At 70.8% G+C, this 15,375-nt stretch carries 16 protein-coding genes; 15 read left to right on the top strand and 1 reads right to left on the bottom strand.

The window, feature by feature from the left end:
* The 13 genes from R6V09_RS27290 to solA all read left to right on the top strand — a co-directional run.
* Positions 1-214: CGNR zinc finger domain-containing protein (locus R6V09_RS27290; RefSeq protein ID WP_317884083.1), on the top strand; the 214-nt coding region annotated here is incomplete at its 5' end.
* A 167-nt stretch (positions 215-381) separates the two neighbouring features.
* Positions 382-1,185 (top strand): N-acyl homoserine lactonase family protein, encoded by an 804-nt coding sequence (locus tag R6V09_RS27285; protein ID WP_317884082.1) that lies wholly within the window; start codon positions 382-384, stop codon positions 1,183-1,185.
* A gap of 152 nt (positions 1,186-1,337) precedes the next feature.
* Positions 1,338-2,993 carry an ABC transporter substrate-binding protein gene (locus tag R6V09_RS27280; RefSeq protein WP_317884081.1) on the top strand — a complete coding sequence of 552 codons (1,656 nt, stop codon included), beginning with the start codon at positions 1,338-1,340 and terminating at the stop codon, positions 2,991-2,993.
* Positions 2,986-3,903: an ABC transporter permease gene (locus R6V09_RS27275; protein ID WP_317884080.1), complete on the top strand. Its 918-nt coding sequence runs from the start codon at positions 2,986-2,988 to the stop codon at positions 3,901-3,903. Before R6V09_RS27280 ends, R6V09_RS27275 begins: the two co-directional genes overlap by 8 nt.
* Positions 3,900-4,970, top strand: a complete 1,071-nt coding sequence (locus tag R6V09_RS27270) for an ABC transporter permease (protein WP_317884079.1) — start codon at positions 3,900-3,902, stop codon at positions 4,968-4,970. Before R6V09_RS27275 ends, R6V09_RS27270 begins: the two co-directional genes overlap by 4 nt.
* A gap of 5 nt (positions 4,971-4,975) precedes the next feature.
* Positions 4,976-5,665, top strand: a complete 690-nt coding sequence (locus tag R6V09_RS27265; RefSeq protein WP_317884078.1) for an alpha/beta hydrolase — start codon at positions 4,976-4,978, stop codon at positions 5,663-5,665.
* On the top strand, positions 5,662-6,675 hold the full coding sequence (locus tag R6V09_RS27260; RefSeq protein WP_317884077.1) for an ABC transporter ATP-binding protein: 1,014 nt from the start codon (positions 5,662-5,664) through the stop codon (positions 6,673-6,675). The genes R6V09_RS27265 and R6V09_RS27260 overlap by 4 nt, the downstream gene beginning before the upstream one ends.
* Positions 6,672-7,664 carry an ABC transporter ATP-binding protein gene (locus R6V09_RS27255; protein ID WP_317884076.1) on the top strand — a complete coding sequence of 331 codons (993 nt, stop codon included), beginning with the start codon at positions 6,672-6,674 and terminating at the stop codon, positions 7,662-7,664. The genes R6V09_RS27260 and R6V09_RS27255 overlap by 4 nt, the downstream gene beginning before the upstream one ends.
* Entirely contained in the window at positions 7,661-8,425 is a 765-nt protein-coding gene (locus R6V09_RS27250; protein WP_317884075.1) for an amidohydrolase family protein, read from the top strand. The genes R6V09_RS27255 and R6V09_RS27250 overlap by 4 nt, the downstream gene beginning before the upstream one ends.
* On the top strand, positions 8,422-8,880 hold the full coding sequence (locus R6V09_RS27245; RefSeq protein WP_317884074.1) for a cytidine deaminase: 459 nt from the start codon (positions 8,422-8,424) through the stop codon (positions 8,878-8,880). Before R6V09_RS27250 ends, R6V09_RS27245 begins: the two co-directional genes overlap by 4 nt.
* Positions 8,881-8,909: 29 nt before the next feature.
* Complete coding sequence (locus R6V09_RS27240; RefSeq protein ID WP_317884073.1) at positions 8,910-9,761, top strand: creatininase family protein; 852 nt, start codon at positions 8,910-8,912, stop codon at positions 9,759-9,761.
* 11 nt (positions 9,762-9,772) lie between these two features.
* Complete coding sequence (locus tag R6V09_RS27235; RefSeq protein WP_317884072.1) at positions 9,773-11,230, top strand: aldehyde dehydrogenase family protein; 1,458 nt, start codon at positions 9,773-9,775, stop codon at positions 11,228-11,230.
* Positions 11,227-13,698: an N-methyl-L-tryptophan oxidase gene (gene solA / locus R6V09_RS27230; protein ID WP_317884071.1), complete on the top strand. Its 2,472-nt coding sequence runs from the start codon at positions 11,227-11,229 to the stop codon at positions 13,696-13,698. Before R6V09_RS27235 ends, solA begins: the two co-directional genes overlap by 4 nt.
* Before the next feature lie 11 nt (positions 13,699-13,709).
* Here the strand turns inward: solA and R6V09_RS27225 are convergent, their stop codons facing one another.
* On the bottom strand, positions 13,710-14,414 hold the full coding sequence (locus R6V09_RS27225; RefSeq protein WP_317884070.1) for a GntR family transcriptional regulator: 705 nt from the start codon (positions 14,412-14,414) through the stop codon (positions 13,710-13,712).
* Positions 14,415-14,551: 137 nt separating this feature from the next.
* Between R6V09_RS27225 and R6V09_RS27220 the strand changes: the two genes are divergently transcribed.
* Together R6V09_RS27220 and R6V09_RS27215 are read left to right on the top strand one after the other, a co-directional pair.
* On the top strand, positions 14,552-15,205 hold the full coding sequence (locus tag R6V09_RS27220; protein WP_317884069.1) for a cyclase family protein: 654 nt from the start codon (positions 14,552-14,554) through the stop codon (positions 15,203-15,205).
* Positions 15,202-15,375, top strand: a 174-nt coding sequence (locus R6V09_RS27215; RefSeq protein WP_317884084.1) for a gamma-glutamyltransferase, incomplete at its 3' end; no start/stop codon positions are given. The genes R6V09_RS27220 and R6V09_RS27215, both read left to right, overlap by 4 nt.

Here is a 15,375-nt window from a genome sequence, read left to right as displayed (position 1 = left end):
CGAGGACCCCGTCCGGGCCACTCTCGCCCTCGTCGCCCGTGACGCCCTGGACCTCGCGACCTCCCCGCCGCTCACCCGCGTCCGCGACTGCGCGGGCCCGACCTGCGGCGCCCTGTTCCTCGACACCTCACGCCCCGGGAACCGCCGTTGGTGTTCCATGGGCACCTGCGGAAACCGGGCCAAGAAGGAGACCCTGCGCGGCAGGACTGCCTGATCAGCGCGCCAGAGAGAACTTGTTCACCTCTCCGCAACCGCCTTTGGGATCCACATACTTAAAGTGTGGATCCCCATCTCCAAGACCTGATCCCGATCCCCCGAACACAGCCCCTCGCACTCCCGGAACGGATCACGCATGCGCCTCCCACCCCACCCGCACACTTCATGACACGCCACGGCGTTCGCCGGATCGTGCCCCTGCTGGTGGGCTGGGAGGAACTCCCCAAGTCCGTCTCCGTGCACGGCGCCCCGTACGAGGAACGGCTGCGTGAACCCGTACCGGCGGTCCTCCTGGAGTGCGACGGCGGCTGGTTGTTGCTCGACACGGGGTTCAACACGGCGCTGATCCGGGACCCGGCCCTGCGCCGCCGCTTCTACGGCTCCCCCAACTACCGGCCGATCCTCCCGGGTCCGGGCGAGCCCCTGGAGGAGGCCCTCGACGCGGCCGGTATCGCGATGGACGCGATCCACGCGGTGGCGGTCAGTCATCTGCACGCCGATCACGCGGGCGGGCTCAAGCACTTCGCGGGCCGGGTGCCGGTGCACGTACAGCGCGAGGAGCTGACCTACGGTCTGTCCGGGCAGCCCGAGGTCGAGCGCCACTCCATCTTCCGCGTCGACTTCGACGACCCGCGCATCGACTGGCGACAGGACGAGGGCGACACCGAGATCGCCCCGGGCGTGACGGCCGTGCTGACGGCCGGGCACACCCCCGGACACCAGAGTTTCGTCGTCGACCTCGCGGACGGCGGCGGTTTCGTGTTCGCCTTCGACGCCGCCGACCTCACCGAGAACATCGAGCACGAGCGTCCGATCGGCGCCTCGATCGGTGTCGCCCCGGAGAGCACGGTGGAGCCCATCCGCCGTCTCAAGCGCATCGCCGCAGAACGTGGCTACGAACTCGTACCAGGTCATGACCCCGTGGTCTGGCCGGAGTTGATCCGCCGCAGGGGCGTACCGGGCGCGTAGCCGGTGCCGGCCGGATCTCGCCCCCGACCCGGTTCACACGCCTTTAACACCCGGGACACGAGAGGGACCCTGTGGCCCGTGAACATGTTTTTGGATCCAATCTTGACACTTTGAGATCCATTATCCGAGGATCGGTGCCCAAGGAGGCCCACATGCCGGACCAGTCAGCTGGATCGTCCTCACCCGGCTCCACCCCGTCGACGGCGTCGCGCCGCACCATGCTCCGGGGTGCGGGGCTCCTCGGTGTGGGCGTCGGCTTCGGGCTTCCCGCCCTGCTCAGCGCCTGCGGTGCGGCGGCCGACGACGCCAAGGGAAGCAGCAAGGGCGGCACGCTGACCCTCGCCATCGACGCGACCAGCGCGGTCAACGACCCGTCGTTCTACACCTCGTTGGGCGACTGGATGGCCGTCGACTGCATCTGCCGGGGCCTGACGTTCATCTCCTTCGAGACCAACGAGCCCACGCCGGACCTGGCCAAGAGCTGGACGATCTCCGACGACCAGCTCACCTACACCTTCGCCCTGCGCGAGGGCGTCAAGTTCCATGACGGCACGACGCTTACCTCGGCGGACGTACTGGCCAGCCTGGGACGGCAGTTCGACGAGAAGGACCCGACACTGCCCAAGGGCGCCACCCGCCCGCTGTCCGACCTCGGCGCGAACGTCGCCTCGCTGACCGCTCCGGACGACCTGACCGTCAAGATGGTTCTGAAGAAGCCGGACCGGACCACCCTCGGGCAGCTGTCCGACATCGGTGGCCGCATCATCTCCAAGGCCGCGCTGAAGAAGTACGGCGCGGACATCGGCAAGCACCTCGTCGGCACCGGCCCGTTCGCCTTCTCCGCCGCCACCTCCGGCCAGTCCATCACCCTCACGGCCTTCGACGGCTTCCGCCTCGGCAGACCGCCCGTCGACCGGCTGGTGCTGCGCCAGGTCCAGGACCCGTCGACGATCGTCAGTTCGCTGCTCAGCGGCGACATCTCGGCCACCCAGTTCACCCCGTACTCCGCCGCCGCGCAGCTGCGCAAGGACGACTCGGTGACGGTCTACAAGACGCCGTACAACGCCAACGCGATCCTGATGATCGACGCCCGCCGCGTCCCCGAGCTCAAGGTCCGCCAGGCCATCAACCTCGCGATCGACCGCAAGGCCATCCTCGACCAGGCCTTCTACGGCGTCGGCGCGCTGCCCGGGGGCTACGCGATCCCACCCGCGCAGAGCGGCTACGACACCAGCCTCGCCGACCTCAGCACCCAGGATGTGGCCAAGGCGAAGAAGCTCGTCGCCGAGGCCGGTGCCGGTGGCCGGCGTATCCGGCTGATGGCGGCCAGCGACTCCTGGCACCCGAAGGCCGCGCAGATCGTCGCCCAGAACCTCACCGACGTCGGCTTCAAGGTGGTCACCACCTCCGTCGACCCGGCCACCTACTTCACTCGGCTGCTCGACGGCAAGGACGACTACCACGACCTGATGATCTGGGAGCGCAACACCTACGTCCCGGACGCCAACGACATGGTCGGCGCCATGGCCAGCCCGACCGGTCTCTACGGCGCGACGATCACCGGCATGGACACGCTCAAGGACGCCGCCTCGCTCCAGTCGGAGCTGGACACGGCCAAGAACCTGCCCCTCGGTGCGCAGCGCACGGCTGCCTACACGAAGATCCAACGCCGTTGGGCCGAGGACTACATGGTCCTGTCGATGCTGGCCTGCTTCGCCAACCTCGTGGTCAGCGGCTCGCACGTGAAGCACATGAACACCGCCGCACTGGCCAACCACCGCTGTTACATGGAGAAAGCCAGTGTCTGACACGACGGCCGCTCCGGCGCCCGTGGCGACCGCACGGCCTCCGACGCCCCCCGCCTCCTCGGCCGGGCGGACCGTCCTCGCCGGGTGGCGCGGGCGCCGGCTGGCGCGGTCCTGGCCGGCCGTGCTGTCCTGGCTGGTGCTGATCGCGCTGGTCCTGGTGGCGCTCGTAGGACCGCTGTTCATCCAGGCGGACCCGCTGCGTCAGACCTCCTCGGCGCTGCTGCCCATGGGATCGTCCGGCCATCTCTTCGGCACGGACGACCTCGGCCGCGACGAACTGGCCCGACTCGTGCACGGCGCCCGCCCGTTGCTGCTGGTGGCGTTCGCCGCTACGGCGCTTGCGGCCGTCGTGGGCACCGGGGTCGGGCTCGTCGCCGGGTACGCCGGCGGTGTCGTGGAGCAGGTCCTGATGCGGATCGTGGATCTGGCGCTCGCGTTCCCGTCGATCCTGCTCGTCATACTCCTCGTGGCAGCCGCGGGACCGGGCACTGTCAGTCTGGTCTTCGGCATCGGCGTGTCCCTCGCGCCCGGTCTGGCCCGCCTCGCCCGCGCCCTGACCGCCCGCGAGGCGGCGCGCGACTACGTGGTCGCCTGCAAGCTGGGCGGCACCCGCACCCCGCGCATCCTGGCCCGCGAACTCCTCCCGAACATCGCCGGACCGATGCTCGCCCAGGTCGTCATGACGCTGTCGATCGCGGCGGGCTTCGCCGCCGGCCTGTCCTACCTCGGCCTCGGCATCCAACCCCCGCAGCCCGACTGGGGCTACATGGTCCAGGCGGGCCAGGAGTTCCTCTATACGGCACCGCGATTGGTCGTCCTGCCGGCGACGTTCACGCTGCTGTTCGTCGTCGCCTGCAACTTCGTGGGCGACGACCTGCGCGACGCGCTCGACGTACGGGGGCCCGCGTGACCACCGCACTGCTTCCCCTCCGCAGGCCCAAGTGGGCAGCGGGACCGCTCCTGTTGGTCCTACGGCGGCTCGCGGTCATCCCTGTCGTCCTGTTCGCCCTGGCCAGCCTGGTGTTCCTCGCGATGCGCCTGCTGCCCGGCTCACCGGCGACCTCGCTCGCGGCCGGTGGCAACAACCTCTCAGCGTCCGAACTGGCCGCGAACGAAGAGCGCGTCAACAAAGCCCTCGGCCTCGACCGACCGCTGCTCGTCCAATACGGCAGCTTCCTCAACGACTTGGTGCACCTGCGGCTCGGCACCTCCTTCTACGGCTCCAACAGCGTCCTGGGGCTGCTCGGCGACGCGCTCCCCGCCACCATCGAGCTGACGCTCGCGGCGATGACCATCGCGGTCCTGCTCGGTGTCGTCACCGGTGTCATCGCCGCGCTGCGCAAAGGGAGTTGGGTCGACCACTCGACCCGGGCCGTGGCCACGGTGAGTTTCTCGCTGCCCTGGTTCGCCCTCGGGGTGCTCGGGATCGTCGTGTTCGGCGTGTGGCTGCGCTGGCTCCCGGTCCTCGGCCGACTGCCCAGCTCGCTCGACTACAACCCGACCACCAACTTCGTCCTCCTCGACGCGATCCTGCAGAACCGCCCCGAGCTGGTGTGGCCCTGGATCCAGCATCTGATCCTCCCGGCCGTCACACTGGCGCTGTCGATGGCCGGGTTCATCACCCGCATCGTGCGTGCCTCGGTGCTGGAGGTCCTCGACGACGACTTCGTCAGAACCGCGCGGATGAAGGGCCTGAGCGAGAGCGTGGTGATCCGCCACCACGTGCTGCGCAACTCCTGGCTGCCCATCGTGACGGTCCTGGGGCTCCAGTTCGGGTCCCTGCTGGGCGGTTCGGTGATCACCGAGACGGTCTTCTCGTACGCCGGTGTCGGCCGCCTGCTCGTGCAGGGCGTCCTGCAACGCGACTACCCCGTCGTGCAGGGCGCCGCCCTCGCCATCGCTCTCCTCTTCACCCTGGTCAACCACGCGGTGGACCTGCTCTACACGGTCCTCGACCCGCGGCTACGGAAAGGATGACCCGCATGGACATCGTGCTGGTCCACGGTGCCGGCGGACGGCCGACGACCTGGTCGGAGGTCCAGCCCCTGCTGGCCGCCCGCGGCCACCGGCTGTTCACCGTCACCAACCCGATGACCTCTCTGGAGGACGATGTCGCCAACACGGCGGCCGTGTTGGCGGAGACGACCGGCCCGGTGCTGCTCGCCGGGCACTCCTACGGCGGCGCGGTCATCAGCAACGTCGGACGCGATCCGCGGGTCAAAGGGCTTGTCTACATAGCCGCGTTCGGGCCGGACGAGGGCGAGACGGTCAACGAGATCGTCGAGCGGTACGAGGAGGCCGAGATCTCCAAGTACATGCAGCGCGGCCCGAACGGTGAGTGGAAGTCCGAGACGAGCGAGGCGTTCTGGGCGGAGATAGGCCCCGATCTCTCGCCGGAGCAGCGTGCCGTGGTGGAGGCGGAGGGACGCAAGGCGGAGAACCTCATCTTCACGCAGCCGACCGGCGCACCGGCCTGGCGCTCCCTGCCCAGTTGGTACCTGGTCGCCGACGACGACCGCACACTCCGTCCCGAGATCCAGAACGACATGTCGGCCCGCATGAAGGCGACCGTCGAGCACGTGCCGGGCAGCCACTACACCACCCTGGTGTGGCCGGAGCGTGTCGCCGACCTGATCCACACGGCGGCCGTAGCCGTGGGCGACGGCTCATGACGTCCGCGCCCGTGCTCGAAGTCCGGGATCTGCGCGTCCAGTTCGACGTTCCGGCGGGCCGACTGCCCGCCGTGGACGGTGTGGACCTGACTCTCCGCCAGGGCGAAGTCCTCGCGCTGGTCGGCGAGTCGGGGTCGGGGAAGTCCGCCCTGTCGATGAGCCTGGTCGGCCTGAACCGTGGCCCGCGCACCCACATCAGCGGGGAGGCGGTCTTCAAGGGGCGTGACCTCGTCGCCGCGTCGGAGCGGGAGTTGCGCGGGGTGCGCGGCAAGGACATCGCGGTCGTCTTCCAGGACGCGCTGGCCGCCCTCAACCCGCTGCACCGGGCGGGCGCCCAGGTCTCCGAGATGATCCGCGCCCACCGTGATGTGACACGGGGTCAGGCGACGGCGCGGGCCGTGGAGTTGCTCGGCGAGGTCGGCATCGCGGGCCCGGACCGCACGGCACGCGCCTATCCCCACCAGCTCTCCGGGGGCATGCGCCAACGCGTGATGATCGCCATGGGGCTGGCCAACGACCCCGCCGTACTCATCGCCGACGAACCCACCACCGCCCTCGACGTCACGATCCAGGCGCAGGTCCTCGCCGTCCTCAAGCGCGTCCAGCAGGACCACGGCACCTCCGTCCTGCTGATCACCCATGACCTGGGTGTCGTGGCCGAGGTCGCGGACCGGGTGGCGGTGATGTACGCGGGCCGGATCGTGGAGCAGGGACTGCGCGAGGAGGTGCTGTTCCACCCACAACACCCTTACACGATGGGGTTGTTGGGTTCCGTGCCGCCGATCGACGGTCCTGTCGTACGACGGCTGCCGACCATCGCGGGCAGCCCGCTGACCGGGGTCGACCGGCCGTCCGGCTGTGCGTTCGCGCCTCGGTGCCCCTTCGTCCACGACGCGTGTGCCGAGCGACCCGTGCTGCGGCAGCGGCACGGCGACGACGGGCACCTCGACGCTTGCGTACTGCCCTCACCCGCCCGTGCCACGGCCCGCTCCCAGGGAGGCCTCGCATGACTGCCGCGCTGATCCAGGCCCACGAGCTGCGTGTCGAGTACCCGGGCCGGGCCGGCGGGCGGGTCAGGGCGCTGCGGGACGTCGACCTCGACATCCTCCAGGGCGAGACCCTCGGGCTGGTCGGCGAGTCGGGCTGCGGCAAGTCCACGCTCGGCAGGGCCCTGTTGCGGGTGATCGAACCCGCCTCGGGCCGCATCGAGTTCGACGGCACCGACCTCACCCGGCTGCGCGGACGCCAACTGCGGCGTACCCGGGCCGAGTTGCAGATGGTGTTCCAGGACCCCTTCGGTTCGCTGAATCCGCGCCGCCGGATCGCCGACATCGTCGCCGAACCCCTTCTCCGAGCACGCGGCGCCACCCGTGCCGAGGCGTCGAAGGCGGTGGCCGAGCTGCTCGACCTCGTCGGGCTCGGCGCGGAGGCCGGGGGGCGCAGGCCGCACGAGTTCTCCGGCGGACAGCGCCAACGCATCGGCATCGCACGGGCGTTGGCCTCGTCACCGCAGTTCGTGGTGGCCGACGAGGCGGTCTCGGCGCTGGACGTGTCGATCCAGGCCCAGGTGCTGAACCTGCTGTCCGACCTGGTGCGCGACCGGGGCCTGACGATGCTGTTCATCTCGCACGACCTGGGCGTCGTCCGGCACATCGCCGACCGGATCGCGGTCATGTACCTCGGCCAGATCATCGAGATCGCCTCCCGCGACGCCTTCTTCGCCGCCCCTGCACACCCCTACAGCCGGGCGCTGTTGTCGTCGGTTCCCGTGCTGCGGCCCGGGGAGAAACGTGAACAGGAGGTGCTGGAGGGCGAGTTGCCCGATCCGGCGAACCCACCCGAGGGCTGTCTGTTCCGCACCCGGTGCCCGATCGCCACGGAGCGGTGCCGCACCAGTGCGCCCGAGCTGCGCGCGATCGTGCCGGGCCGCAGTGTGCGCTGCCATCTTCCCCTGGTCCCCAGCGAGCCGCGAGTAGCGGGTAAGGACGAACCGCATTGATCATCGACGCGTACAACACCACTCAGGACGTCCGCGGCCGTTCCGACTACCTCACCGGCGCCCGCAAGGGCCAGGCCCCGCCACCGTACAAACCCTTCGAACGGCGGCGCATCCTCGACCGGATGGACGCGGCCGGGGTGGACATGGCGATGGTGTGCTCGCTCGCGCAGCGCATCGAGAACGACTTCATCGCCTCGCTGGTGGCCACGTACCCGGACCGGTTCTTCGGCTTCGGGCAGGTGATGCCGCAGGCCGACGACGCGCTCGACGAGATCGACCGGATGGCCGACGCGGGTCTGGTGGGGCTGAAACTGCACCCGAGTCTGCACGGCTATCACGTCGCCGACCACGGCCTCCTCGACCCGGTCTTCGAGGCGTGCGCACGGCGGGGACTGCTCGTCCTCATCAACGCTCTCGACGACGCCTTCTGCGCACCGCTCGCCATCGAGGAGATCGCCCGGGACCACCCCGAAGTCCCCACGATCATCGCCCACATGGGGGCGGTGTGGAACGTGCCGGAGGCGATCATCGTGGCCGAGCGGCAGCCGCACGTGTACCTGGAGACCTCGGCGACGCTGATGAGCGACGTGAAGCGCGCCTACGCGCGGCTCGGGCCGGAGAAGATCCTCATGGGGAGTGAGTGGCCCGGTTCCGACTTCGACCTGGAGCGCATGAAGATCGCCAAGGCGGTCGAGGACGAGAAGGACCGGGCGCTGGTCGAAGGCGGCAACATGGCCCGGCTGTTGGGGCTGACGGTATGAGCGCCACGAACGTGCGGCCCGTGGCCGTACCGCCGTCGATGGACGAGGACGACGTCGAACTCCTCGCCACCGCACAGCACTTGCTGGCGCGGGTGTGGCAGTCGGGCCGTCACGAGGTCGCGACGGCGCTGCGCACGGCGGACGGCCGGGTCCACACCGGGGTCCACGTGGAGGGTTCCTGCCGGCGCAGTTCGATCTGCGCCGAGGGGGTGGCCATGGGCACTGCCCGGGGCGCCCTGCCCGCCGGTGCGGAGTTGAGCATCACTTCGGTGGTGTCGGTGCAGATCAAGCCGGCGGGCTGGTTCCGGATCATCGCCCCGTGCGGGGTGTGCCGCGAGCTGATCAGCGACTACTGCCCGGACGCCACCGTGTGGGTCACCACGGTCGACGGGGACAAGCCCGTCCCGCTGCGTGCCCTGGACCTGCTGCCCGAGAAGAGCCGACGCCGATGGTGAGCGCCATCGGTCCCGAGGAGAGGAGAGCCATGTCGTCCGTCTTCGTCACCGGTCCGTCCGGACGGACCATCCCCACCGGGCTCGATGTCCCCGAACTCGCCGCCCAGTTGGGCGGGTCCGGAACGCCGGTGCTGTGGGAGGAGCTGACCTGGCCGGAGGCCGAGTCCACGGCTGCCGCCCAGGACGCCGTCATCATCCCCGTCGGCGCCACCGAGCAGCACGGCCCCCACCTCCCCCTCGCCGTGGACACCCGGATCTGCGAAGCGGTCGCCCTCGGCGTCTCCGCCCTGACCGGCGTGCCCGTCGTACCGCCGCTGAGCTTCGGTGTGTCCGCGTCGCACGGCGACTTCGCGGGGACGGTGGCGCTGCGGCCGGAGACGATGATCGCCGTCGTCGAGGACGTCATCGACTCGCTGTACGCCTCGGGAGTACGGCAGTTCGTGCTGCTCAACGGGCACATCTGGAACAACGGCGCGCTCGACGTCTCGGCCGAGAAGCTGAGGGTCCGTCACCGGGACGCGCGCGTGCGGGCGTTGGGGTACGTGACGATGTACCCGGGGCCCGAGGTGGACGGACACGTCACCTACGGGCGGGCGTTGATGCACGCCAACTTCTTCGAGACGTCCGTGATGCTGCACCTCGCACCCGAGTTGGTGCGGATGGAGCGGGCCACCTCCCATGTCGACGTCGACTCGTTCTGGGACTACCGCATGGACCAGGTCAGTGAGACCGGGGTCTGGGGCCGGGACGTGGCCGACGCGAACCCCAAGCACGGCGAGGCGGAGTTCGACCGCTGCGTCCTGACCACAGCACGGGCGGTGTCCACGGCGGTCCGCGAGCCGTGGCCCGACCCCACTCACCGTCCCGGACGCCAGGCGTGAAGGAGAACACCGTGGACCCCAGCATCGTGATCCCCCGGCTGCCGGACTGCGAGCCCATGCTCATCGGCGGCGAGTGGACCACCGGTACCGCGACGGAGCGGATAGCGGTGGTCGATCCCGCCACCCGGGAGCAGCTCACCACGGTCGCTCAGGCGGGCCCGGCCGAGGTGTCGGCGGCGGTCGAGGCCGCCAACACGGCACACCGGGACCGCCGTTGGCGCGGACTGCCGCCCCGGCAGCGCCGTGACATCCTGCTGCGCCTCGCCGACCTGGTGGAGCGTGACGCCGAGCAACTCGCGGTGCTGGACACCCTGGACAACGGCAAGGCCGTCGAACGCGCCCGCGGCGATGTGGAGTTGGGGCTGCAGGCCATCCGCCACTTCGCGGGTACCCCGACCCGGCTGTCGGGCACCGTGCACGCGGCCGGCCCCGACCGGCATGTGTACAGCGTCCGGGAACCGGTGGGCGTGGTCGCCGCCGTGCTGCCGTGGAACTTCCCCTTCATGATCGCCGCCTGGAAACTCGCCCCCGCCCTGGCCGCCGGTTGCACGGTCGTCGTCAAACCGGCCGAGCAGACCCCGCTCACCGCACTGCGGCTGGCCGCGCTCTGTCTGGAGGCGGGCGTGCCCGAGGGCGTCGTCAACGTCCTGACCGGTGACGGTCGTACGGGTGCGGAACTGGTCGCCCATCCCGGCGTCGCCAAGGTGTCCTTCACCGGGTCCACGGAGGTCGGGCGGCACATCATGGCCGCGGCGGCACCGTCGTTGAAGCGGCTCACGCTCGAACTGGGCGGCAAGTCCCCCAACATCGTCTTCGCCGACGCGGATCTCGACGCCGCCGCACCGAACGCCGTGCGCGCGGTGTTCGGGCACTCCGGGCAGATGTGCACGGCGGGCAGCAGGCTGCTGGTGGAGCGGACGATCGTCAAGGAGTTCCTGGACCGGCTGGTGCCGGCCGTGGAGGCGCTGCGGATCGGCCCGGGACTCGCGGGCGGCATCAACATCGGTCCGCTGGTGTCGCAGGAGCAGTACGACCGCGTCACCGGTTACGTCGAGCTCGGGCGCTCCGAGGGCGCCGAAGTGGCCGTGAGCGGTGAACTCCCGGACGTCCCGGGGTGGTTCGTGCCGCCGACGGTGTTCACGGACGTCACGCCCGACATGCGGATCGCCCGGGAGGAGATCTTCGGCCCGGTCGCCACGATCCTGCCCTTCGACAGCGAGGAGGAGGCGATCACGCTGGCCAACGACAGCGAGTACGGGCTCGCCGCCGGTGTGTGGACCGGCAGCCTGGCCCGCGCCCATCGCACGGCCGCCGCGCTGGAGGCCGGGACCGTGTGGGTCAACACGTACAACGAGTTCGACCCCGCCGTGGCCTTCGGCGGGATGAAGCAGTCAGGCCTCGGCAGGGACCTCGGCGACGCCGCCGTCGACGGGTTCACCGAGCTCAAGAGCGTGACGATCGCCCTGTGAGCGCGCCCGTGACGGCCGGTACGGCCGCTTCGCCCCCGAATCCCCCGCCCCCTCGCACCCTGAACGTCGCGGCCGAACGCGCCCGCACCCCTGGCTCGTTCACCGGTCACCACTTCAACTCGGCCGGTGCGGCCCTGCTCGCCAACGGCACCGTCGAGGCGGTCATCGACCACCTCCGCGCGGAGAGCCTGTCGGGTGGCTACGAGGCCGCGAAGCACGCGGCTCCCGCCCTGGACGCCGTCTACGCGCGTACCGCCGAACTCCTCGGCGCCCGGCTGGAGGAGGTCGCCCTCGTCGAGAGCGCGACGGCCGGCTGGCAGCGGGCCGTGTCGGCGCTGCGACTGCGCCCCGGGGACCGGGTGTTGGCGGCCCGTTCCAGTTACGTCAGCAGCGCGCTGCACCTCCTGTCGGTCGAACGCGACCACGGTGTGCAGGTCGAGCTGCTGCCCAACGGCCCTGACGGGGCGGTGGACTTGGAGGCCCTGGAAGCGGCGCTGCGGGCGGGGCCCGCGGCTCTGGTGACGGCCGCCCATGTGCCGACCTCCTCGGGTCTGGTCGAACCCGCCGCCGCGATCGGCGCGTTGGCCGGTGCCCACGGTGTGCCGTTCCTGCTGGACGCGACACAGTCGCTCGGCCAGTTGCCGGTGGACATGGGCGTCATCGGCTGCGATCTGCTCATCGGCACCGGCCGCAAGTTTCTGCGCGGCCCACGCGGCACCGGGCTGCTCGCGGTCCGGCGTCCGCTCCTGGACCGGCTCGCCCCCGAGGCACCCGATGTCCGGGGCGCCCGGTGGACCGCCGAGCGCAGCTGGGAACTGGTGCCGGACGCCAAGCGCTTCGAACTGTGGGAGGCCGCGCACGCGTTGCGCCTCGGACTCGGCGCCGCACTGACCGACCTCAGCACACTCGGCGTCGACACCGTCGCCCGGCACCTGGCCGCCCTCGCCGCCTCGCTCCGGGAACGCCTCTCCGCGCTGCCGGGCGTCCACGTCACCGATCCGCCGGCCGCGGGCGGCGCCATCGTCACCTTCGTGATCGACGGGCTGGACGCCTCCGACGTACAGCGTCAACTCACCTACCGCCGCGTCCATTTGATCGCGGTACCGGCGGGACACGGCCGCTGGGACATGGACCACCGGGGCCTCACCAAAGTGGTCCGGGCCTCGGTCCACGTCTACAACGACGAGGACGATCTGGACGCCCTGGTGGAGGCGGTACGCGAGATCGTGTGCCTGCACGGGCGGGGTACGGGTCGGCAGGACGCGAACGTGGAGACGCGGGCCGGGATCGAGCCCGCGACGCCCGCGCCGTCACACATCACACCCACGGCCTCCAAGCCCACCCCGCGCGCCACGCGCCCCGACTCCCGTCGCCACGACGCGATCGTGGTCGGTCTCGGCGTCCACGGCAGTGCCACCCTGCGTCACCTCGCCGCACGCGGACTCGACGTCCTGGGGCTCGAACAGTACGGCCTGGGCCACGACTTGGGCTCCTCCCACGGGGCGACCCGGATGATCCGCCGCGCCTACCCCCACCCCGACTGGGACGCCCTGGTCGACACCGCCTACCAGGCGTGGACGGAGCTGGAGGGCACCTCGAAGGCCCAACTGCTCGACATCACGGGCGGGTTGTACGCGGCGCCGCGGGACCGCCCCGACCCGCTGCGCGGCCCGGGCTGCCGACAGGTCGACGGCGAGGAAGCGGCACGGATCTTCCCGGGAGTGCGGCTGCCCACCGGCTTCACGGCCGTACACGACCCGCGCGCCGGCATCATCGACGCACAGGAGACACTGCGCGCCCAACTGACCCTCGCCGAACGCTCGGGCGCGCACATCCACGACCACGCCCCTGTCCTCGGCTGGGAACCGGACGGCGACGAGGTCGTGGTCCGCACCGGCAAGGCCGTCCTACGCACCCGGCGCCTGGTGCTGTGCACCGGCCCCTGGATCGCCGCCCAAGTTCCCTCCCTGGCCGCGCATCTGACGGTCACTCGCATCGTCAACGCCTATTTCGCCGCCGACCCCACCGGCCCGCTCGGCCGGTCCGGCCTGGGCAGCTTCTCCGTCGATCTGCCGCAGGGTCTGCTCTACGGGTTCCCCGCGACCGACGGCCGCGGCCTCAAGGCAGGGCTGGACAGCGGTCCGCCCTGGGACCCGCAGGCGCCCCGCCCCGAGGCGACCGGCGACGAACTCGCCCTGCTGGCCGAGGCGGTGGCCCAAGTGCTGCCCGGCGCCGGGCCGGTGACCGAGAGCCTGACCTGCCTCTACACGATGACCGCCGACCGGCGCTTCATCGTCGGCGAAGTGCCGGGCGTACCGCAGGTACTGGTGGCGTCGGCCTGCTCCGGCCACGGGTTCAAGTTCGGACCGGCGATCGGCGAGGCGCTGGCCGACCTCGTGTGCGGAATCGCCCGCCCGGACCTGGACTTCCTCTCCCCGGCCCGGCTGTTTCCCGGCGGCACCCCGTGACGGCCCGCCGCTCAGCCGTGGAACACCGTCTGGGACCGACGCTCGTACCAGGCCGTCAGATGCTCGCCGGAACTGATGACGTGCTCGCGCATCAACGCGTCGGCACGGTCGGCGTCATGCGCGGCCAACGCCTCGATCACGGCCTCGTGTTCACGGATGTTCAGCTGCCGGTGGCGTTCGTCGCCGGCGAGGGCGAGCGAGGAGACGTTGCGCGGGAAGCTCTCGTTGATCCGGTCGATCATCCGGGTCAGCCAAGGGTTGTCGGCCGCTTCGCAGATCACCGTGTGGAAACAGTCGTTGGCGGCAGTGGTGGTGGGGCTGCCGGCACCCCGCCCCTCTCCGACGGCCCGTGCCGCCGCCTCGCACAGGACGGCGTTGTGCTCGCGCAGCGCGGCGAGCCCGCGTTCCGTGATGCGGGAGGCGGCGCGCCGGGCGGCCATGCCCTCCAGCTCGGCGCGCACCTCGTACGCCTGGCGCACCTCCCAGGGCGCGGGCACCCGGACCACCGCACCTCGGTTCGGCTGCATCTCGATCAGTCCGCCGTTCTGGAGCTGACGCAGCGCCTCGCGCACCGGTGTGCGGCTGACCCCGAACTCGGTGGCCAGCGCCGCCTGGCGCAGCGGTTTGCCGATCGCCAGCTCGCCGTTCATGATCCGCGCGCGGATACGGGCCGCGATGTCGTCGACGAGGGGCTCGTCGTCAGTCTGGGGGGTCATGGGAGTCGGTCAAACCCTTCTCGGGGGCGGTCGGGGGGTGCGCGGTGGTGGAGCAGTTTCCCACGCGGCCCGGGGCGTCCACAGCCTCACACTTTTGGATCCACTTCCATGATATCCGCATCCAATAGGAGAGCCGCATGATTCCCGACTTCGCCAAGGCGATCGACGTGTCCGTTCCCATCCACCCCGGCATGCTCCACTGGGGCCGACGCCCCGAGGTGGAGATAGTCGAGTCCCGCACCGCGGGCGATCCCTCCAATGTGAGCCGCTGGCGCATCGGGGCCCACACCGGCACCCACATCGACGCTCCGGCCCACTTCATCGACGGCGGAAAGACGGTCGACCGGCTCGACCTGTCCGCCCTCAACGGCATCGCCCGCGTCCTCGATCTGACCCACGTCAAGGAGCAGATCACCGCCGCCGATCTCGACGCGGCGGGTCTCGGCACCGAGGAACGCGTGCTGCTGCGCACCAGCAATTCGGAAGGCGTACTGCGCAGCCCGTGGAAGGCCCGGCAGTGGGTCGGACTGGCCCCGGACGGCGCGGAACGGCTCATCGAGGCCGGCGTGCGCACCGCCGGCATCGACTACCTGAGCATCGAGGCGGTCGCCTACACCACCCACTGGGAGACCCACCAACTCCTGTGCGCGGCCGAGGTGTTGATCCTGGAAGTGGTCGATCTGCTGCACACCCCGGCCGGGGTCTACGACATGATCTCCCTCCCCCTGCCCCTGCAGGGCGCCGAGGCCGCCCCCTCCCGCACCGTGCTCTTCCCGAGGGACGAGGCATGACAGCCGCCTCCCCGCTGATCCTCGCCGCACCGCATCCGGCGGCACTGACGGCTGCCAGGCGTGCGGCCGAGCGGGGCGGCAACGCCGTGGAGGCGGCGCTGGCGGCAGCCGCCGCTCTCACCGTGGTCTACCCCCACCAGTGTTCCCTGGGCGGCGACTTGATCGCCCTC

It is taken from the genome of Streptomyces sp. W16, from assembly GCF_033194735.1.
GTDB lineage: Bacteria > Actinomycetota > Actinomycetes > Streptomycetales > Streptomycetaceae > Streptomyces.
This window is presented reverse-complemented; position numbering and strand designations above follow the sequence as displayed.